Origin of the sequence: Alloacidobacterium sp. (assembly GCF_035631355.1) — a bacterium.
GTDB lineage: Bacteria > Acidobacteriota > Terriglobia > Terriglobales > Acidobacteriaceae > Alloacidobacterium.
On record NZ_DASQIX010000061.1, the window covers coordinates 149,847 to 171,027 of the forward strand.

The 21,181-nt window shown below is 55.8% G+C and carries 16 protein-coding genes; 6 read left to right on the top strand and 10 right to left on the bottom strand.

Features of this window, described 5'->3' with window-relative positions; genetic code table 11:
• Positions 1–164: 164 nt before the first annotated feature.
• The 3 genes from VEV40_RS10925 to VEV40_RS10935 form a co-directional block, all read right to left on the bottom strand.
• Positions 165–1,604: a sensor histidine kinase gene (locus VEV40_RS10925; protein ID WP_324832283.1), complete on the bottom strand. Its 1,440-nt coding sequence runs from the start codon at positions 1,602–1,604 to the stop codon at positions 165–167.
• Positions 1,605–1,629: 25 nt separating this feature from the next.
• Positions 1,630–2,331 (bottom strand): response regulator transcription factor, encoded by a 702-nt coding sequence (locus tag VEV40_RS10930; protein WP_324832284.1) that lies wholly within the window; start codon positions 2,329–2,331, stop codon positions 1,630–1,632.
• Positions 2,332–2,488: 157 nt separating this feature from the next.
• On the bottom strand, positions 2,489–3,241 hold the full coding sequence (locus VEV40_RS10935) for a methyltransferase domain-containing protein (protein WP_324832286.1): 753 nt from the start codon (positions 3,239–3,241) through the stop codon (positions 2,489–2,491).
• An 83-nt stretch (positions 3,242–3,324) separates the two neighbouring features.
• Between VEV40_RS10935 and VEV40_RS10940 the strand changes: the two genes are divergently transcribed.
• Positions 3,325–3,651 (top strand): PadR family transcriptional regulator, encoded by a 327-nt coding sequence (locus VEV40_RS10940; RefSeq protein ID WP_324832288.1) that lies wholly within the window; start codon positions 3,325–3,327, stop codon positions 3,649–3,651.
• Between the two features lie 14 nt (positions 3,652–3,665).
• Positions 3,666–6,182 (top strand): ABC transporter permease, encoded by a 2,517-nt coding sequence (locus tag VEV40_RS10945; RefSeq protein ID WP_324832289.1) that lies wholly within the window; start codon positions 3,666–3,668, stop codon positions 6,180–6,182.
• Between the two features lie 55 nt (positions 6,183–6,237).
• Here VEV40_RS10945 and VEV40_RS10950 read toward each other — a convergent pair whose 3' ends face one another.
• The 4 genes from VEV40_RS10950 to VEV40_RS10965 form a co-directional block, all read right to left on the bottom strand.
• A complete protein-coding gene (locus VEV40_RS10950; RefSeq protein ID WP_324832290.1) occupies positions 6,238–7,203 on the bottom strand; it encodes a hypothetical protein in 966 nt (321 codons plus the stop codon).
• 60 nt (positions 7,204–7,263) lie between these two features.
• Positions 7,264–8,205: a glutamate formimidoyltransferase gene (gene ftcD, locus VEV40_RS10955; RefSeq protein WP_324832292.1), complete on the bottom strand. Its 942-nt coding sequence runs from the start codon at positions 8,203–8,205 to the stop codon at positions 7,264–7,266.
• 10 nt (positions 8,206–8,215) lie between these two features.
• On the bottom strand, positions 8,216–8,932 hold the full coding sequence (locus VEV40_RS10960; protein ID WP_324832293.1) for an acyloxyacyl hydrolase: 717 nt from the start codon (positions 8,930–8,932) through the stop codon (positions 8,216–8,218).
• Positions 8,933–9,046: 114 nt separating this feature from the next.
• Positions 9,047–9,793, bottom strand: a complete 747-nt coding sequence (locus tag VEV40_RS10965; RefSeq protein ID WP_324832295.1) for a YebC/PmpR family DNA-binding transcriptional regulator — start codon at positions 9,791–9,793, stop codon at positions 9,047–9,049.
• A gap of 219 nt (positions 9,794–10,012) precedes the next feature.
• On the opposite strand from VEV40_RS10965, the gene VEV40_RS10970 reads away from it, so the two are divergent.
• The 4 genes from VEV40_RS10970 to manD all read left to right on the top strand — a co-directional run bounded on the left by VEV40_RS10970 (position 10,013) and on the right by manD (position 15,071).
• Positions 10,013–11,449 carry an outer membrane beta-barrel protein gene (locus VEV40_RS10970; RefSeq protein ID WP_324832297.1) on the top strand — a complete coding sequence of 479 codons (1,437 nt, stop codon included), beginning with the start codon at positions 10,013–10,015 and terminating at the stop codon, positions 11,447–11,449.
• A gap of 256 nt (positions 11,450–11,705) precedes the next feature.
• Positions 11,706–12,482 carry a 3-oxoacyl-ACP reductase family protein gene (locus tag VEV40_RS10975; protein WP_324832299.1) on the top strand — a complete coding sequence of 259 codons (777 nt, stop codon included), beginning with the start codon at positions 11,706–11,708 and terminating at the stop codon, positions 12,480–12,482.
• Between the two features lie 110 nt (positions 12,483–12,592).
• Positions 12,593–13,762 carry an ROK family protein gene (locus VEV40_RS10980; RefSeq protein ID WP_324832300.1) on the top strand — a complete coding sequence of 390 codons (1,170 nt, stop codon included), beginning with the start codon at positions 12,593–12,595 and terminating at the stop codon, positions 13,760–13,762.
• Between the two features lie 100 nt (positions 13,763–13,862).
• Positions 13,863–15,071, top strand: a complete 1,209-nt coding sequence (gene manD, locus VEV40_RS10985; RefSeq protein WP_324832302.1) for a D-mannonate dehydratase ManD — start codon at positions 13,863–13,865, stop codon at positions 15,069–15,071.
• 4 nt (positions 15,072–15,075) lie between these two features.
• Here the strand turns inward: manD and VEV40_RS10990 are convergent, their stop codons facing one another.
• Genes VEV40_RS10990 through VEV40_RS11000 form a run of 3 tightly spaced genes read right to left on the bottom strand, consistent with a single transcriptional unit; the run spans position 15,076 to position 20,933 of the window.
• On the bottom strand, positions 15,076–16,503 hold the full coding sequence (locus VEV40_RS10990; protein ID WP_324832304.1) for a TolC family protein: 1,428 nt from the start codon (positions 16,501–16,503) through the stop codon (positions 15,076–15,078).
• 3 nt (positions 16,504–16,506) lie between these two features.
• Positions 16,507–19,683, bottom strand: coding sequence for an efflux RND transporter permease subunit (locus VEV40_RS10995; protein WP_324832305.1), 3,177 nt, complete (start codon positions 19,681–19,683; stop codon positions 16,507–16,509).
• Positions 19,683–20,933: an efflux RND transporter periplasmic adaptor subunit gene (locus VEV40_RS11000; RefSeq protein ID WP_324832306.1), complete on the bottom strand. Its 1,251-nt coding sequence runs from the start codon at positions 20,931–20,933 to the stop codon at positions 19,683–19,685. The genes VEV40_RS10995 and VEV40_RS11000 overlap by 1 nt, the downstream gene beginning before the upstream one ends.
• Positions 20,934–21,181 lie beyond the last annotated feature (248 nt).

Consider the following 21,181-nt stretch of genomic DNA (forward strand, 5'->3'; position numbering starts at 1 on the left):
CATCGCTGTTAAACTAAAAATCAGCACAAGCGCATGACTTATTTTGGTCACGCGCTTTTTATTTGCGGCAAACTTAAGCTATTGAAAACAAAGGATTCCCGTACAGAATCGGCGCTGTAAGTAATTGAAAATAAACATTCCCCGTACAGAATGGGGAGGGGGTGTCAATCGGATACGTACTGCGCCGCAGTCTCCAACGTTATTGATGGCTTCTTTTCGGGAGCGCATGGGAGGGTAAAGAAAAAGGTCACGCCCGCGCCGAGTTCGCTCTCTGCGCGGATGGTTCCGCCATGGGCCATAATGATGTGCTTGACGATGGCAAGGCCGAGTCCAGTACCGCCGGATTCGCGTGAGCGTGCCTTGTCCACGCGGTAGAAGCGCTCAAAGATGCGGTCCAAATGCTCTGAGGCGATACCCGGGCCGAAGTCGCGGACGAAAAATTCGACCATATTCTGGCCGTCATCTTCGCTTTTGAGCAGATGCGCGCCAACAAGCACCCGTTTGCCCGATTTGCCGTATTTCATCGCATTCTCGATTAAATTGCCGAAGACCTGGTTGAGAGCGTCGGCGTCGGCCAGGACGGGCGAATCGGTCGTCTCGGCAGCTTCGAGCGTCACGCCGGAATCGAAGACCATACCGGTGAGCGAGTCGATCGCGTCTTCCACAATGGCAGACGCGCGCATAGATTGAAGCATCAGCTTGTAGTCGCCCGATTCGACTTTAGCCAGCGCCAGAAGGTCTTCCGTCAGCCGGTTCATGCGCGTGGCGTTTTTGAGAATGATGGCGAGAAACTCGCGCGCCTGCGGGGAAACCTGCTCATGGCCTTCGAGCAACGTTTCAACATACCCGGAGATAGACGTGAGCGGCGTGCGCAATTCGTGCGAAACATTGGCGATGAAGTCGCGGCGCGTCTTCTCGGCTCGTTCCACGCTGGTAACGTCGTGCAGTACGGCCACAGCGCCGCCTCCAGGGGTGGGCGCGGCGTTCACCTCGAAGATGCGTCCCGGCGCAACGCTGACCGCTTTGCCATTGAAGTTCATGCGCTGGCGCAGCGCGCCTTCGACACACGACAGCACATCGGGATCACGCAGAAGTTCGACCAGCGGACGGCCTTCGCGCACAGCGCTTGAGCAGATTCCCTGCATCACAGAATTCGACCAGATGACCTGGCCCTGAGCGTTGACGGCAACCACTGCCTCCTGCATGCTATCGAGCAGCGCAGCCAGTTCACGGCGATTGGCCTCAAGCGCGTGGAAGCTTTGCTCAAGACGACTGGCGGTAGCATCCAACGCGCGCGCCACATCTGAAAGCTCGTCGAGCTCGTCCTCCTGCAGACGCGCCGAAAGATCGCCTGCGGCGATACGGTTGGCAAAGAATACGATACGGTCGAAGCGCTGGGCCACGCGCCGGGCCAGAAAAGCTGCCAGCAGAATCGCCGCAGCCAGCGCCAGGATCGAACCTAAAATCAGATCGCGAGCTGCATGGACATCATCGCGCATGGCGTGCTCGAAAATCGGGCGCAAAGAAAAGTCAAGGATTGCTGTTCCGACCAACAGCACCAGGACAAACGAGAAGAGCAGTTTGGTGAAGACCCTGCCTGTCAAAATCAGGTCCTATGTTGCGGCGGGACTACTGCACGGGCCGCGGAACTTCAAACCGGTATCCAGCGCCGCGAACTGTCTTCAAAAAGCGCGGATTTTCCGGGTCTGTCTCGATTTTCTCACGGATGCGCCGCACATAAACGTCTACGGAACGAGGCGTCACAAAGCGAGCGTCACCCCAGACGGCATCGAGCAGGTGGTCGCGGCTGAAGACGCGGCCCGGATGACGTGCAAGGTAGTCAAGCAGACGAAATTCAGTGGCGGTGGTAGTCGTGAGTTCACCGCGCACCTTGAGCTGCATGGCGCTGGCGTCGATGAGCACGTCTTCAAAGCTGATAACGGAAGGCGTGGCGGGACGCTCGAAGCGCCGCAGAACTGCTTTTACACGCGCGAGCAGTTCGCGAGGAGCGAAGGGCTTGGTGATATAGTCGTCCGCGCCGAGCTCAAGGCCGAGCACGCGGTCGTTTTCTCCCGCGCGCGCCGTAAGAAAGATGATGGGCACCGGGCTCAGTGCTGGATGGTTGCGTAGACGGCGGCAGACATCGAGGCCGTCCCCGCCGGGAACCATGATGTCAAGAAGGAAGAGTGCCGGCGGCTGGCGTTCGGCATCGGTCAATACGTTGGCCGGATTCGCATAGAGACGCGCGGCAAAACCTGCCGCTTCCAGATGGTGCTGCACCAACCGCGAAATATCAGTGTCGTCTTCAAGCACAAATACAGTCTGGCTCAAGCCGGTTTTTTCCCCTCGCAGGCGCCCGGCCATTGTGAACCAGACGCTAATTTTCGATTACAGGCTATCGTAAGACGGCAAAGAGAATGCAAACGTTATGTTAATTTCCAGGGCTTGATATGGGTAACTCAAGACACTTGGCCTGGGAATCGAACAGTTAGAGCGCAACCGCAAGGAAGCGCAGACGCACATAATCCGCAGTCCACTTCCCCAGATCGTCACACAAGAAAGGCTTTAGAAGCTCAACGGTTTCTTTCAAAGCCGATTCCCTTTCTGCTTCAGGCAATTGCTGAAAGATCCCGCTGCGAAAGGTTTGGAGCCAGCCGCTCATGCCGCTTTCCGGAAGCGGCGTGGGACGTGGCAGCAATTCAATGTAATGTATGTCGAAACCGTGATGGCGCAGGCGGGATTCGTAGCTTGCGGGAGTTGGAAAGTAATTTTGCTCAATACGGGCAGGGTCGATTCCATTTTTCGAGAAGACCGCAAGCAGTGCAACTTGGATGGCGGCGATGTTGCCATGGCCTCCCATTTCAGCCACGAAACGTCCGCCCGGCTTGAGCGCGCGATGTACTCCAGCGAGGACAGTGTCCTGATTGCGCATCCAGTGCAGCGCCGCGTTCGAGAAAACGGCGTCGAACTCATGGTCGAAATCGAGCGCGTCGGCATCCATCACCTGCGCGTCTATTCCCACGGCTCGCGCTGCCGCGACCATACTTTCTGAACTGTCTACTCCTTTCACCTGCGCTCCCGAGGCCGCAATCTTCGCCGTCAATGCGCCATCGCCGCAGCCAAGGTCAAGGATGTGCTCGCCGGGACGGGCGTCAAGCAGGTCGATCACTCCGCCCGCCAAGTCGGCAACAAAACGCCCATTAAGCGCGTACTGGGTGGCGTTCCAGGTTTGTTTCGTCATGCTGCCATTTTATGGCAATACGAGTTTTCGGATTTCTTCTTGACAATAGAGAAAGGCATAGTCAATCTATGCCTATGCCTTTTATGCCTAAACCTGATATGCCTCCCGGCGCTCTCACGCTGCTCATTCTGCGAGTGCTGCAGTCCGGATCGCTCCACGGATATGCCATTGCCCAGCGCATCCATCTTCTTTCAAGCGAAGTGCTGGCAGTGGAAGAGGGGTCGCTCTATCCCGCCTTACAAAAAATGCTGTTAAAGGGGTGGGTCACGGCCGAATGGGGCATTTCCGAAACAAGCCGCAAAGTTCGCTTCTACCGCCTGACCGCAGCAGGACGCAAGCAACTACAGGCTGAAATATCGAACTACGACCGCGTCACTGAGGCAATCCAAGCCATATTGCGCACTGCCTGAAATGGAGCTCCATCATGGGTGAATTTCTCCGCCGTCTTCGCTATCTGCTGTTTCACCGCCGCTTCGACCGCGAGCTTGAAAACGAAATGGAGTTCCACCGGGAGATGGCCGCGCGCCAGGGCCGCCGCAACTTCGGCAATACATTGCGGCTACGTGAACAGTCGCGCGAAGCCTGGGGATGGACCTGGATCGACCGCCTGTTGCAGGACCTGCGGTATGCGGCGCGCATCCTGTGGCACTCGCCTGGATTCACTATTACCGCGCTGTTCGTCCTCAGTCTCGGCATCGGCGTCTGCGTCTCTGGATTTACGCTGCTCAACGTCGTCGCGCTCAAACTGCTTCCCGTACGTGATCCGTCATCCATCGTCCGTCTCGACAGAGACGCTCCTGAGATCCACACCTCTGAGACGCCCTATCTTCAATTCGCCTTCTATCGCGACCACACAAAGAGCCTCTCGGCCATGTTTGCGACCATGGGGGCGCCGGGCATGGAACTCGACCAGGACCTACAGCCCGTCTCAGTCGATTACCTCACGGCCAACTACTACTCCGAACTCGGCGCTCAACCCGCAGTTGGCCGCCTTTTCGATTCCACGAGAGATGCTTCGCCTGACGCACCCCCAGTCGTCGTCCTCAACTATCTCTTCTGGCAGCGCCGCTTCAACGCCGATCCCGGAATCGTAGGCAGGATCATCCACTTAAACAAAAAGCCGGTGACCGTTATAGGCGTCGTCAGCAGCGCAACGCCAAGCGTCGAAGGCGCTGACGCCGACGTCTGCCTGCCCATGAGCAAGCAGCCCTATTTCGTCGAGGGCAGCAAAGCGCTCACCGACACCTCTGATGGCGGCGCGGTTCGCATGTGGGGAAGATTGGCGACCGGAGTCTCAGCAAAAGCAGCCGAGGCCGAGTTGCTCACGCTCACGAATGAGCTGCGCAAGATCTATCCCAAAATGATCTGGGACAAGCAGTACATCCGCAGCCGTCCCGGCGGACATCTGCTCATGCTGCAGCCCGAAATGTATCGCGTCTTTACCATGATTGCCGCGCTGCTGCTGCTGATCTTCATAGTAGCCTGCGCCAACCTCGGCAGCCTTATGACGGCACGAGGAGTCGCGCGCGAGCATGAGATCAGCATCCGGATTGCGATTGGGGCGGGCAGGTTCCGCATCTTTCGCCAGCTTTTTACTGAAAGCCTGCTCCTCGCCGCCATCGGCGCTGCCGGCGGCCTTGCGCTTTCCTATGCGGCGCTGCGCATCGCATCCGCATACTTCGGCAACGTACCACCCTGGATCAGCTTTGCGCCTGATTGGCGCGTGGTGCTCTTCGCCCTGGTCATGACGCTTACATCAGCCATTGTCTTCGGCTTTTTGCCTGCGCTGCAAATCGCGCGCCAGCGCCAGCGCAAAACCGCCGTGCGCCAGGTCCTCATCGGTGCGCAAATCGCCGCAAGCTGCATCCTGCTCATCGTCTCTACCTTGCTGGTGCGCGCCGTCCACCACGTCCTCTACAGCGATCCCGGCTTCGGATATGAAGGCGTACTCAGCATCAATCCTGATCTTCAAAGCCACGGCTACACGCCTGTGCAGGCGCGCGCTTATCTCACGCAGCTTGAAGATCGCTTACGCGCATTGCCCGGTGTCACATCCGTTGCAGAATCGCGTATCCCGCTTCTGGGAAATGGTTTCACCGCTTACATGACCATCGATATGGACGGTCATCCGGTCAACGTCTATCCCAATTGGGTTGATCCTGTATTTTTCAGGACGATGGAGATTCCTCTTCTACGCGGCCGCAACTTCCAGACCGGAGAAAAACACGTTGTAATCGTCAGTGAATCACTCGCCAAACGTCAATGGCCGAGCAAAGACGCGCTCGGCCAGAAGTTCGGTGATGCGAAAGATCTGGTCATCGGCATCGCAGGCGACGCCCGTATTAAATCACTCAACGACAACGACGCAACCGAGATCTACTGGGCGGCGCAGTCCGAGAACCTGCCCACCATGACGGTGCTCGTCAAAGCCTCTGGCCCACTGGACAGTCTCGCCACACAATCCAAAGCCATTGTCGAATCGCTCGACCCGAAGCTCTTTCCTTACATCTGGACACTCAAATCCGGGTTCCGCGACTTCACGCGTATTCTTGAAAACTGCGCCATTGGCGTCAGCCTACTTGGCATTATCGCCGCGCTGCTTTCGGGAGTCGGCATCGTCGGCCTTGTCGCTTACGCTATCTCGCAGCGCACAAAAGAGCTCGCTATTCGCATTGCCCTCGGGGCCAAACCCGGGCATGTGCTCTCCGTTGTTCTCAGGCAATTTATGCTTCCTGTTGCTGTCGGCGCGATTTTAGGCGGCGCCGCAACAGCAGCTGTTTCGCAGGTCCTGCGGAAAGTTCTCTTCGGTGTCAGTAATCTCGATCCCTTCAGTTACGCCGGAGGCATCATCGTCCTCATCGCCATTGCGATCGGAGCAGCGCTGCTTCCAGCGCGGCGCGCCCTGCGGGTTGATCCAGTTCGTGCCCTGCACGAAGAGTAGAAGGATAAAAGAAAGCCCTGACCGAAATCAGGGCTTTATTGCATACCTTGTGTTATCAGTGAACTACCGACTGGAAAAGCGGCGACTGCAGGAGGCTGGAAAACTGGCTGTCCGAGGACGAGTAACGCACCTGCAATGTGCCTGAGTTGGAATCAATGGACGTGTTGTCGATGGCCGCCTTTTCTGCCACCGTTCCGCTGACTTTCTTGTACATGGCAGCTGCGTTTAGCAGTGACGACATCGTTGCTGCAGTGAAGGTATCGGGCGTCACAACATCAAGGTTAAACTTCACCCCATTGTTGAAGTTCATAGTGTAACGCGATGCCGTTAAACGCTTTTTAACCGTGTCGTAGTCCGCCAACTGCGCCGCCTCGCCAAGCACGCCGCGCATCATCATCTGTGTTCCTTTCTGGTCAAGAATGCTCCAGATCGGCTCAGTATCAACAATAGACATCTGCTGCATCATGGCGTCGTTGTTGAGCAAGCTTTGCGCAAGACCATCACGGGCATCAAGAGCATACTTGATCGAGTCGCTAGAGCCAAAAACCATCGTGGTGGGGTTGAGAAAGCTCACCAGCATGCCGCTCGCGCCCATGGGGTAAATGAGATTGTTGCGAAGTTTAGTCGCCTTCACTTTCTGCTTCTTGAAGTTCGCCAAAATGTCCGGCAGTGAGAACTGTCCCTGCGCAATCCCGACAATCTTGGTACTGTCTCCACCGTTCGGGGTCCGGAAGGCGGCGAAGGCCAAATCATCCACATCGTGATTGTCATTGAGGCCGGACGATTTGAGCGCCGTTTCCAGTTGCTTCAGCTCTGGTGGAAGCACGCGCGCTTTCAGGTTCATGGCGGCTTCAGAGTTCTGCATCGCTCGGTAATCGACGACGATGAGCTGCTGCACGTCCTTAGGAATCGCCGCGCGGGCGTCGCCGCTAAGCTGCGCCGCACTTGCGGTCAATGATACAAAAATGCCCAGCGACATGGTTGCCGCGAGCGAGAGATACTTGCCAAACTTCAAATTCATTACCTCCGAGGGGCCATAAGCTTACCCTTTGTGTCCATGAGCGAGGAAATGCTCAACTTCTTATTTTAGACTGGCGCGGGCGGCTTCCGGTACCGGCCAGGCAATTGGGTGCTCCAGCATGCGCTCCAGCAGCTTCTCATCCGGATTAAACCCATGTAACTGACGCACCCACTCGCTGTCCTGCTCAAAAGCCGCTTCCGGGAGCAGGCCGATAAGCTCCCCGCGCATGGGTCGGACGCGGTGACGCGCTGCCTTGTGCTTCACGGCAGCATAGGCATCGGCTACCGAGGTCTGACGGAAGTCAGTGATATTCATGGATATCTGCGCCATTCCGTGGGCAAGTACACCCATCGCCTTTACGCCGGAAAGCCCGCCGCCGGAAGCGCGAATCTCCTTCGCAATGGCACGCGCTGTAGCGACGTTTTCAGTGTCGAGATAGATATTGTAAGCAATCAGGAAGCGGCGCGCGCCGATGGCGGACGCTCCCGCAGTCGGGTGCAGGTCAGGACCGCCTACATCGGGGCGGCGGGAAACGTCTTTGCGCACTGCCTCACGCAGGCCCTCAAACTGGCCCTGCCGAACATTTTCGAGCAAGGCGCGATCGGGACGCGATGCGGCAGCTTCATAGAAATAGACCGGAACATGATGGCGCTTCCAGATTTCCATGCCCGCCTGCCGCGCCAGGAGAGCGCACTGTTCAAGCGAGATGCCGCGAATGGGAACAAAGGGAATCACGTCCGCTGCGCCAATGCGCGGGTGCACGCCATGCTGCGCAGTAAGGTCGATGAGTTCCGCTGCGCGACCAGCGGCACGGACTGCGGCTTCGACAACTGCGGCGGGAGGACCGGCGATGGTGACAACCGAGCGATTATGGTCGGCGTCGAGCGACCAGTCGAGCAGCGATACGCCATCAACCTGCATGGCCGAAACAATGGAGGCGACCTTGCGCGGGTCAGCACCCTCTGAGAAGTTCGGCACGCATTCGATCAAGGCATCGCTCATCTCAGGCCAGTCACTTCCACCATGTATAGCCAATCTGGAACTGCACGCTTGCATTTACGCCCGGATTGCGGTCACCCAATGACGCGCTTGATATATGAATCGCATTTGCGGCAAACGTCAATGACTGGCGCGGCTTCACAAAATAGTGAAGCCCAATGCCGAACTGCGGCGTGAAATTCCAGATGCTGGTTCCACCCGGCTCGCCGTGTGGCACAATAATGTCCGGCGGATATTTATGGTTCGTCCAGACCAAGCCCCCCGCTCCCTGAATCCATGGAGCAATTTTCCGGCCCGGTTTCAAGTTCCAGCGAAGAATGATTGGCGTAATACTGACGCCGGTAAAAGTTCCGCCATTGTAAGGCAACAGCACAGACCCGGTCTGGCCATCAAATTCATATTTGGTCTCCTGCAAATGCGGGGCCGGCGTAAATGACTGCCAATAAGGCATCAGCTCGCCTGCGTATTCAAATTGCCCGCGCAACAGGCCCGGCAGATGCTGGTTGGTTATGACCTTACCCAAGCGCGCGCCTGCGCTGAGGAAGCTGAAGTCCGAGCGGTCGCCAACGCCCACGCCGCCCTGCAGGAACGGACCGAACTCCCACGGTCGTGTTGCAAACACAGTGGACGCCGGATTGTCATTGATTGCTGAAGATGTTTGTGCGTTGGTCGAAAATGAAACCAGAGTGAAGGCCAGAACAAAGAGAGAAGGAACGAATTTTTTCAGCATAGTATGTGATTGGTCTTTTCGTATGCCCTGATTTTGATAATCGTCTTTCGATTTCTTCCGTCTGAAAGAAAGGCCGCCAGTCGGCGGCCCCTGGATGGTCGATTTTACTAACCACTAGCCTGCTACTTCTTCCAGTTGCTTTGCGTCCATGTCGAAATTTGAATAGACGTTCTGAGTATCGTCATGGTCTTCTAGCGCTTCGAGGAGGCGAATCATCTGCGCCGCAGCCGAACCTTCGAGCTTGGTGTAAGTCGTCGCAATCATCGTAACTTCCGACATCACCGTCTCAATACCGGCGTCGCGGACGGCCTGCGCTACAGCCTCAAATGAAGCGGGGTCAGTAGTGATCTCCCATGTGTCGCCCTCATCATTCAGGTCTTCTCCACCGGCTTCGAGCACGATGTTCATCAGCTTCTCTTCGTCGGCTGCTGTCTTTGGAACAGCGATAATGCCCTTCTTGTTGAACATGAAGCGTACCGATCCGGACTCGCCCAAGTTCCCGCCGTTCTTTGAGAAAGCGTGACGGATTTCACTTACCGTACGGTTGCGGTTGTCGGTTGTCGTCTCGACAATAATGGCCACGCCACCGGGACCATAGCCTTCGAAGGTGATCTCTTCATAAATCGCGCCGGGAAGCTCACCCGTGCCGCGCTGGATGGCGCGCTTGATGTTGTCCGCTGGCATGTTTTCAGCCTTGGCAGCGGCAATGGCCGTGCGGAGGCGCGGGTTTCCGTCAGGGTCGCCGCCCGCTTTGGCGGCAATGGTGATTTCTTTGATCAAACGCGTGAAGACCTTGCCGCGTTTCGCGTCAAGAGCCCCTTTTTTGTGCTTAATTGTCGCCCATTTTGAATGGCCTGACATGGGAAACCTCGGAAGCTTGTATGTTTTCGTGTTGCGGCGAAATGCTTGAAAACAGGAATGGTTTAGAGCAACTCCCGCAATTGATAAGTATAACAGGGAGCCGCTAAGTAGAGCGACGGCACACGGAAACAATCGCCCGCAACATTTTGCCATTCTTATGACTTTTTCACGGCTTTCTTGTCATCCTGATGGTGCAATCAGCCATTGAAAGAGAATGTCATGAATCTTCTACCGCGACTTTTCCTCCTTCTCGTGATTGTCTCATCGATTCTTGCTTCCACATGCAGGCTGTCCGCGCAGATTGTCTTTAACTCTGAGTCTTCTCGCGCAGAGGAGATCCGCGAATTGCGAAGAGAACTTGCTTCGATTAACGCGCGGCTCACGAAACTTGAAAAAGAAGAGATGGCCGATCCTAAGGCAGGAACAGCTCCTGACGAAAATGCGTCGGTTTTGAGCAGCGCAAGCGCGATGCTTAGTGCAAAGCCTCCGGAACCTACGCCCCCAGCGCAGGTTCTGACGAACGCGGATCGCGTCACGCCCGAATCGCTGAACGGGACTACGATCAATTTTGTCTTCGATGGCTACTACGGATACAACTTCAACGACCCCATTGGCCGCGTAAATCTGTTACGTGCCTACGATGTCAGCAGCAATGCTTTCAGCATTAATCAGGCAGATATTGTCCTGGAGCATGCTCCCGACCCGGCGAACGGCAAGCTATTTGGCGCGCGGCTCGATCTTCAGTTTGGCCAGGCAACGGAGACGCTGCAGGGCAATCCTGCCAATGAACCGCGGCCTGAGATTTACCGCAATATCTTTCAGGCTTATGGAACGTATGTGGTCCCCATTGGCAGCGGCCTGACTGTCGATTTCGGGAAATGGGGCAGCGCGTTAGGGATTGAGGGTAACTACACCAAGGACCAGATCAATTATTCTCGCTCCTATTGGTTTAACTACCTGCCTTTCTATCACATGGGCCTGCGCGCGACCTATGCCCTCACGCCGCGAATTTCCGGCCGTTACTGGATGGTGAACGGCACGCAGCAGACCGAACCGTTCAATAATTTCAAAGATGAAATGTTCGGCTTTGAGGCCAAACCCATTAAATCCCTCGACTGGACCTTCAACTATTACCTGGGTCAGGAGCATCCGGATTTTGAATACGTCACCAACGGTCCGCCGGGGCTACCCGAACAACAGGGCGTGCCCTTTGAGCCGATTTCCAATTCCCCCAAAGGCAAACTGCATATCTTTGACAGTTATGCAACATGGACAGCAACGCCTAAATTAACGCTCGCAATTGAAGGCGATTATGTGATCTCGCGCGATCAGACATACTCAGCCCCGCAGCATACGGATGGCGGCGCGTTTTATGCCCGCTATCAGTTCAATCCTCTGATCGCGCTTGGAGGGCGCATGGAATACCTGTCTGACCGCGGCGCGCTCTTCAGCGGAAAAGTGCAGGCTCTCAAAGAATTCACGTTCACCTTCGATCAGGCCGTCGCCACTGGCTTTCTTGTGCGCGAGGAACTGCGTCACGACTTCTCCAACCAGCCGTATTTTCTAACTGATACGCTGGGCCATCTCACCAACGATCAAACAACGGCAACCATTGGACTGGTCTGGTGGTTTGGCGGTAAGCAAGGGGCATGGTGATTCCGCGAACGAAACTATCCTTCTCTCGTCCCGAACGCATAATATGCCTTTACAACTATTTCGTATGTGTTGCAAACTATATTTATCTATGTACGGAGTTGTCAATAATCCGTTACATGATTGTTTGACAGATTTGTATTGCCTAATACAATAATTTCCCGATAAATTACGTTTCTTTTTGAGTGAAAGCGCATTACACTTTTTTGCAACACAAACAAACTAAATATAAACAAGCTGCAATCTTGAGCTGGGGAACATGAACAATCACCTTTTCTGCTTGTGCGGAAAACTAGCGGTGGTGCTGGGGGGAACATCAGGCATCGGTCGCGCTATAGCACTGGGGCTCGCCAAGGCCGGAGCGAATGTAATCGCAGCTTCCCGGCGCATATCAGAAGTGGAGCAGACTGCAGGAGCGATCGAGGCTCTCGGGCGGAAGACCTTCGTGTTAACCGCAGACGTGCTCGACCGGGCTTCTATCGAGGCATTACACGCAAAGGCGATTGAGGCATTTGGCCGCGTTGATATCCTCGTCAATTCAGCCGGAATCACCCGGCGCACTCCGACGCTTGAATGCACGGAAGAGGAATGGAGCAGCATCCTCGAAACCAACCTCACCGGTACGTTTCGTTCCTGCCAGATATTCGGAAAGACAATGGTCGCGCAGCGCTACGGCAGAATCATTAACATCGCTTCCCTGGCCACCTTTGTGGCTTTTCATGAAGTTGCGGCATACGGCGCCAGCAAGGCCGCAGTCGGCTCGCTGACACGATCGCTGGCCATAGAGCTCGCTCGCGACGGCGTATGCGTCAACGCAATTGCTCCCGGCATCTTCCCCACTTCGCTAAATGAAGGGCTGCTGGATAAGACGGAGCGTGGACGCGAAATGCACACTCGGATTCCGATGGAGCGCTTCGGCCATGCGGACGAGTTGGTCGGGACAGCTGTTTTTCTTGCCTCTGAAGCAGCTTCCTACATGACCGGGCAGATTATTGTTGTCGATGGAGGATATCTGGCGAGTGGAGTGAATCAGTAATGGCTGCCGGAAACAGGCAGTGCCTCCCGGGTGTACATTAAACTCCGGCGCGGCTATTGGTTTGACTTTCAGGAGATTCTCATTTGGCAAGACTACGGCAAGCAAAGGGCATGAGACGCGTTGATCTTAGCAGTGTTGAGTTGGCGTCGAGCGAGACCGCGCGCAGCATCAACCGCGACATTGTGCTGCAACTGATCCGGGCTAAACAGCCCATCTCGCGCGCCGACCTTGCACGACTCTCAGGCCTGCAACGGAGCACAGTTTCGCAGATTATAGAGCAGCTGATCGCGGAGCGCTGGATCAAGGAAGGGGCGATGGCGCATCTGCCGCGCGGGCGCCGTCCGACACTTCTCCATCTCAACGACGATCTCGTCGTCCTCGCGGTTGATATTCATCCACGGCAGGCGACAGTAGCAATGGTAGATTTGAATGGTCACCTGCTGTCGCGCTCCCTGTTGCCCATCGGCTCTAATCCGGCAAAGTCCATCGAGGGCATAGTCGATTGCATGAAGCGCATCCGCGACAATTTTCCGAAGAAGTCCGTGGAAGGCATCGGCATCAGCGTGCCAGGTCGCGTCGATACCGAGTCACAGCGCCTGATTTTCGCACCTAACCTGCATTGGCCGGATTTCGATATCAAGCATATGATCGAGCGCGGTATGGGTCTGCCCGCCGAGATGGAGAACGCGGCAACGGCTTGTCTGATGTCTGAGCTGTGGTTCGGAAGAATGGATGGAGTTCGCGACGCCGTTCTCATCACCGTATCGGAAGGCATTGGCGCAGGCATTATGACGAATGGGCATCTCGTCTCAGGCCAGCACGGGATGGCCGGCGAGTTCGGCCATATTCCGCTAGATCCATCCGGGCCGAAGTGCGCATGCAAGACCAACGGATGCTGGGAGGTGTTCGCCTCGTGCAACGCGGGACTGCGTTACTACAGCGAGCTTGAGCCGAAAAGCAGGCGCATTACTTTTCATGAGTTGCTCAATCTTGCTGAGGAAGGCAATACCCACGCACTTGAGGCCCTGAAGACGCAGGCCAGGTACATCGGTAAGGGACTGCGCATGGTTACAGCCGCCTTGTCGCCTGAGGTGGTGCTTGTGGCTGGCGATGTTACGTCAGCCTGGCGCCGCTTTGCCCCAATGATTGAGGCGGAACTGGCCGCGACATCCCTTGCGGGAAAACCTCCTCGTCTGATGCCGACACACGAAGGCGATGTGGCTCGACTACGCGGCGCCGCGGCGCTTCTGCTCCAGCGTCATGCTGTGCATGGCCCGTAGACGATATAGTTCTTGCTAAGTACTAAATATTTGTCCCAAAAAACCAGGCGGCATTCCAATCATTGAAAACTCGTGATTGAACTTATTCAGGAGATCTGCAATGAAGGTCGCAAATGCGTCGGTCAATATCTGCTCGCCCGGACGCAATTTTGTCACGCTCAGGATCGAAACTGGTGAAGGCATTTACGGGCTGGGTGACGCGACGCTGAATGGCCGTGAGCTTGCGGTTGCGAGCTATCTTACTGATCACGTCATCCCATGCCTTATTGGCCGCGATCCGTTTCAGACTGAGGACATTTGGCAGTATCTCTATCGCGGCGCCTACTGGCGGCGCGGCCCGGTTACCATGGCGGCCATTGCGGCAGTCGATGTTGCTCTATGGGACATCAAGGGAAAGGCGTTGCAAACGCCGGTTTATAACCTGCTTGGCGGCAAAAGCCGTGACGGAGTTCTTGTCTACGCTCATGCTCATGGCGCGACAGCGGAAGAAGCAGTGGAAGATGTACAGAAACACATCGAGATGGGCTATCTGGCTGTACGTGCGCAAAGCGGAATCCCCGGCCTCGAATCCACTTATGGCGTGCCTAAAGGATCGCAGCCCTACGAACCAGCCGAGCGCGGACTACCTTCCGAAAGCTGCTGGTCAAGCGAGTTATACCTGCGGCACACGCCTAAACTGTTCGAGACAATCCGCGCCTCATGCGGCGAAGACGTCCACCTGCTGCATGATTGCCATCATCGCCTGACGCCCATCGAAGCTGCGCGCCTGGGTAAAGAACTGGAGTCGTTTCATCTTTTCTGGATGGAAGATCCTGTCCCGGCCGAGCTTCAAGAGGCATTCCGGATTATCCGTGAGCACACCACCATACCCATCGCGGTTGGCGAGGTCTTCAATACCATCTGGGACGCGCACGATCTAATCCGTCACCAATGGATCGACTACATCCGCATGGCGATTGTCCATGGAGGCGGTTTTACGCCTCTGAAAAAAATCGCCGATTTCGCCGCGCTCTATCACGTCCGCACCGGATGCCACGGCGCAACCGACCTTTCACCAATAACGATGGCCGCAGCGCTGCACTTCGGCATCGCAGTCCATAATTTCGGCATTCAGGAACACATGCCCCACTCCGCCGAGACGGACGCGGTTTTCCCTCACGAATATCGCTTTTATGCGGGCTACATGTATCCCGGCGATGCGCCGGGGCTGGGTGTGGACATTGACGAAAAGTTGGCCGCGAAATATCCGTACCAGCGAGCTTATCTACCTATCAATCGGAAACTGGATGGTACGCTTACCGACTGGTAGCAGGTCACGGGGTTGTTCCTGTCTGGTAGTTCAGCGTGGCCAGAGCAAGCCGGTACTGATACTGGGCATTTGTATTGCCAATCGCAGCGTCGGTTTGCTGGTATTGCGCCTGGCTTAGTTCCACAATGGAGCTGAGCCCCATCTGATAACGTGTTTTCGCCAGATCGAGCGCCAGATTGGCTTCTTTTAGAAGCTCAGATGTAACTGCAACGCGCTGGAACGCGGTATTTGCCGAAAGCCATGAAGTGCGAATATCGCGGACGATCTGATCGCGCAAATCCCGGCCCTGTTCCGACGCGGCCTCAGCGCGAATCGACGCTTCCTTTGCCTGTGCGGAATAGAGAAATCCGTTGAAGATCGGGATGTTCATGTTCACGCCAATCGCGCCCCACCAGTTCGTAACATAGTATTGGTCAGAGCGGACGGGAACCGTTCCCGCCGTGCCCGCCGCACTGATGGACGGAAGCATCTGATCGCGTTCAGCGTGACTGTACTTGAGCGCCGATTGAGCGCGGTAGTTTAACGCCTGCAAGTCTGGTCTCTGCTGCAAGCCGAGCTGTATCAGTTGATCGGCATCCGGCGGCGGTGGTTGCAAAGTAGCATTAGTGACCACCAGCTCATAGGTCACCTGATGGTCCAGGCCTAGCACCGCGTCCAGCGCTGCCATGGTTGAGTCGGCGTTGTTCTGTGCATCCAGCAACAGCAATTTAGCCTGCGATAAGTTCACATCCGCAAAGCTCAAATCGAGCGTGGACTTGAGCTTGTTCTTTGTCAGCTCGCCCACCTGTGTTTCGGTGGCTTGCCGTGTCGTCACGTTCTGTTCAGCCACTTTAAGCAGCGCCTGCGCTTCAAGAGCATTGTAGAAGGCCTGATCGGTGGCGAGAACAATGTCCTCAGTCGTCGCTCGCGCATTGGCATTCTGCGCCTTTTCCTGGAGCTTTGATGAAGCCACCAGATTGCTCGTCCTGCCAAAATCTGTGATGAGCTGCGTAAAGTTTGCGCCTGCGCCAGCGTGTGGAATCAGGCGTGATGCAGTGAGCGATCCTGCAGAAATGCGGCTCCCTTCTTCGGCATTGACAGCGGTGATGCTGCCCATTAAAGTCGGCAATTCGGCTGCTCTAGTCTCGCGGACTACCTGGTGCTGCGCCAAAGCAATCAATTTGCCAACATTGATACGCGGATTGTTCTTGATTGCTAGTTGTTCAGCCTCGGCGCGCGTCAAGGACGGATGTTGCCCTGCTTGTGGAACCGATGCGCTATTTGCGCTTTTCGTAACCTGAGCATCCGGCAGCGGTGTTGCCGTCGCAGCAAAATTCGCGGGTGGAGCTTCAGGAAGCGAAGTCTGCGCGGTAGCAATAGCAGGTTCCACAAAAAACAATGCCGCAGCACACGCACATGGAACCAGCCACATGCCTGTTTTCTTCTTTTTCATCTTCTATATCTCTCCTGCAAATGGCTTCTCCCCTTCAGGCGGAGTTGCAACCGTTTTGCGTCTCGCATGAATGACGAGATAAATAGCCGGTACCAGATAGACCGTGGCGACAACCGAGACGGCAAGCCCGCCAATAATGGCGCGGGCCAGCGGGGCATATTGTCCGCTTCCAGCTTCAGCGCCGATCGCCAGCGGTATCAGGCCGAGCAGCGTCGCAAACGAGGTCATCAGGATGGGGCGGAGACGAATCCGGCACGACTCGACCACGGCCTCTGCCAAGGAAAGTCCGCTCTCGTGCAGCCGGCCAGCAAACTCCACAATGAGAATGCTGTTCGACACCACGATGCCGGTCATCATAATCACGCCCATCAGTGACATGATGTTCAGCGTGCTATGCGTAGCCAGCAGAATTACCAATACGCCGGTCAGCCCCGGCGGAATGGCCATGAGAATAATGAACGGGTCAACGAACGACGTAAGCTGCGCCATCAGGATCAGGTACACAAGCAGAATTGCCAACACCAGTCCAATGCCGAACCGCTGGAAGGATTCGCTCATACTCACGACCGTTCCGCGCACCACAACACGCACGTTTTGCGGCAGTTTCATTCCTCCGACCAGCTTATTCACCCGGCTGCTTACAGATTGCAGCGCCTCGGTTGACGGCATGACGTAAACGTCGATGACGCGGCGGATCTGATAGTGATCGACTTCCGTTGGCGTATTGATTTCCTTGATATTTGCCACCGATTGCAATGGCGTGTAACTGGATTGGCCGGGTGCCCGCAGCGGCGTTTGTTTGAAATCATCCATGCTCATGTTGGCGATTTTCTGGTCGAAATACTGTACTGTGAGCATGTAGTTGTTGCCGGTTTTTGGATCGATCCAGTAGCTCGGTGCGATCATGCCATTGGAGGTCAGCGCCGTGATCACGTTGTCCACCACATCCTTTGGTGACAGTCCGATCAGGCTGGCGCGTTCACGGTCGATGTTCAACTCCAGTCCGGGATACTTCAGGTCCTGCGGAATCAGCACGTCACTGACGCCCTTCATTTGCCTCGCCTTTTGCGCGATCTGTTGCGCGATGGCAAACGAATCGTCCATGTCGTTGCCGCGCACCTGAATATCAATCGGCGCAGGCAGGCCCTGGTTGATGACAGAATCGACCAGTCCGCCTGTCTGGAAGTAGGTCGTAAGCTCCGGCATTTCCGCGGATAGCTTGGTTCGCAGCCGCGCCATATATTCATAGCTGCCCGTCTTATGTCCTTCTTTGAGGCTCACCTGAACAAAAGCTGTGTTCATTGCCGAATTAGTGGTGTAGATCGCGGACAAATCCGGGGTAATGCCGATGTTGGACACGATCATGCCCAGGTCCTTTGGGGGCACGACCTCACGGATTTTCTCCTCGACCTGCGCGATGAATTTGTCGCTCAACTCGATGCGCGTTCCGCTCGGGCACTTGACCTTGATGACAAACTGTCCAGGATCTGTGCGTGGAAAATACGCTCTGCCCAGCAAAGGAAACAACGCAAAACTGAGTAAGACGCCGCCGAGGATATAGAGCGTCGTCGCCAGCGGGCGCAGGATCGATTTGTTGACAGTCACGACATACTGGTTCAGCATTCGTTGGAACCAGTAGTTAAAGCCATGAATCACGCTCTTGAAGAGCGAGCGTCTTCTACCCGCTTCCGGCTCGTCAACATGCACTTCATGAGCATTGATGAAACGGGCGCAATAGAGCGGCACCACGGTCATGGCTACGACATAGGAAGCGAACATTGAAAGAACAACTGTCAGCCCCAAGGCGGTGAAGAGATATTTGCTTACGCCGTAGAGAAGCACGACCGGGAAGAACACAATCGCCGTGGTGAAAGTGGCAGCCAGCACCGCCAACTGCACTTCCCTTCCTCCAACCTCTGCCGCCACTTCCGGCGACTCGCCCATTTCGAGATGACGGAAAATATTTTCGAGCACGACCACCGAATTGTCGATGAGGCGCGAAAGAGCGAGCGCAAGTCCGGCCAGCACCATTGTGTTGATCGAGCCGCCGCCAATCTTGATACAGATAAATGCAGCCAGCGCTGATAATGGAATCGAAAGCAGCACTGCAAATGTGGCGCGGATGCTGCCCAGAAAGAGCAGAATCATCAAGGCAGTAAGTACAAGCCCTATACCGCCTTCGGTCACCAGGTTCTTCAGAGCAGATTTGACGAAGAGGGACTGATCGAAGACGACTGCCGTCTTCAACTGCAATGGCACATCGACCAAGTCTTTGATTGCCGCCTTCATCCCATTCACGATGGTGATGGTATTGCTGTCGCCGCCCTGCTTCAGCACGGGAATGTACACCGACTTCTGCCCATCGATGCGCACGATGTTCGTCTGGAGCGTGCCCGAGTCCTCGGCTTTTCCAATATCGCGGACCAGCACCGAAGCATTGCCTATGGACTTCAGGGGTAGATCGTTCAGCGCTTGAATGTCCGGCACCTGGCTGTTGGCGTAGATGTTGTAATCTTTCGTGCCAATGCGGACGTCGCCCGCGGGAAGAATCAGGTTCGACTCATTGATCCCGTGTACCACATCCATCAGGCTCATGTTGTATGCCTGCAGTTTCACCGGATCGACATATACCATGATCTGGCGATAGCGTCCGCCATAGGGCTGCGGCACCGATGCGCCCGACACGTTCGCAATCTGATTGCGGACCTGAAACTGCGCCAGGTCCTTAAGGTCGGTCTGGTTCAATCCCTGGCCCTTCAGTGTTACCAGACACACTGGCTGGCTCGACGCATCCATACCTAGCACAACTGGTGGCAGTGTTCCCGGCGGCAACCGCCGCAGATCGGCCATAGCCAGATTCGCAATGTTGCTCAACGCCGCATTCCGGTCCGTTCCCGGCTTGAAATATATCTTGATCAGACTCACGCCCGTCAGGGAGCGGGATTCAATGTGGTCGATGTTGCTGCCCAGCGTGAAGAAGCGCTCAAAAGTGTCGGTGATGTCGGCTTCGACCTGTTGCGGCGGCATCCCGGAATAAAAGGTCGCGACCACCACAACTGGAATGTCGATCTGCGGAAACAGATCAACTGGCATTCCGACAATGCTGGTGATGCCGACGACGACAATCACCATGCAGGCCATGATGATGAAGTACGGATATTTCAGCGCAAATTTAGGCACTACTCGCCGCCATTTCCCTGCTCAGTGTCGGTGTCGTTGGTTGACACCTGCTGCAGCAGCGGCTTGACGGTCTCACCCGGTTGATATTTTGCCTGTCCGCCGGTAATGACGCGGTCTCCTTCGTTCAATCCGTTTGTAACTTCGGCCAGCATCGATCCTTGAAGTCCAAGCTGTATGTTGCGTGGCTGTACGTGGTTCTGACGGTCGACTACCAGCAGGGACGCCTGATCGCCGTTCTTCACGACTGCCTGAAGCGGAACCGTCAGCACATTGTCCTTGCGCTCCAATTCGAGCGTTGCGTTGGCATACATGCCCGGCGCCAGTGACAGATCTTTGTTCTCAACATCGATTTCCGTTTCCATCGTCCGTGTCGCCAGGCTTACATCGCGCGTAAAGCGAACGATTTTGCCCGTCAGCGTACGTCCCACCGCATCCACGCGCACCTGTACCGGCGCACCTTCGTGAATAAACTGCACAGCGTCTTCAGGAACCGGCAGGCGGAGACGCAGCATGTCGCTTTGCGAAAGCTTGACTACAGGAAGTGTTTGAATGTCGGAAGTAGTTCCGGCCTGAATCAGCGCGCCTGTGTCCGCGTCACGCCAAATGACCACACCATCAAACGGCGCTGTTACTCGGGTGTAGGCGTTCATATCACTGATGCGCTCATTGTCCGCGCCCGCTACTTCTGATTGTTGGTCAGCCGCCGCCAAAGCCGCCTTGGCTGCATCGACTTGCGCCTCAGCTGCAAGATCTTTTGACTGAGCGTCATCAAGTTCCTGCTCTGCGATAAGTCCCGGTTGCGCGGCGGACGCCTGTTTTAAACGCAGATAGTCAGCGTGCAATGCTGAGTGTTCTGCCTGCGCGCGAGAGAGCTCATGCTGCGCCCGTGTGATCTCGTCTTTACTGTGCGCAACCTCGGCTACCGTGCCTTTAAGCTGTGCGTCCAGTTCAGGCACTTCCAGCACGGCCAGCACCTGTCCCTGCCGTACTTTGTCTCCGATATCGACATAAATATGCTTGATGTAGCCCGAAACTTTCGCGTGCACATCCACGACCTGATAGGGCTGGAACTGCCCGGCAAGGTTCAGCGTGTGAGTAATCGTTTCGCGCGTTACTGCTGCTACCGTCGCCGACGGAATCTCAGCCGCATCAGCCTGCATATTCTTCGCACGGGAACTGCACGCAGTTACGCCCACCACGGCTGGCAGCGCCAAGCCAATGGCAAGCATCAAGGAGCATTGCTTTCGCATGTCTTAATACACCTTCTTTTTTGGGGCGACCATGGTGAGTCACGCCTACGCGGAAGAACACACCGCGTGGCAGCCGACAGCCAAGGCCGCTTCACTGTTTTGGTCTTGAATAAAAGGAATTAAAACGAGGCGGAAATTGGAGGTGGGCGGAAGAAAAAAGCATTCAAACTGCCTGGTGCGTGTGGCCGCTTTGGTCGCCTAGCGTCCCAGATGCTCCGGATCGGTGCGGGAAAGCCCATGAACTGCGC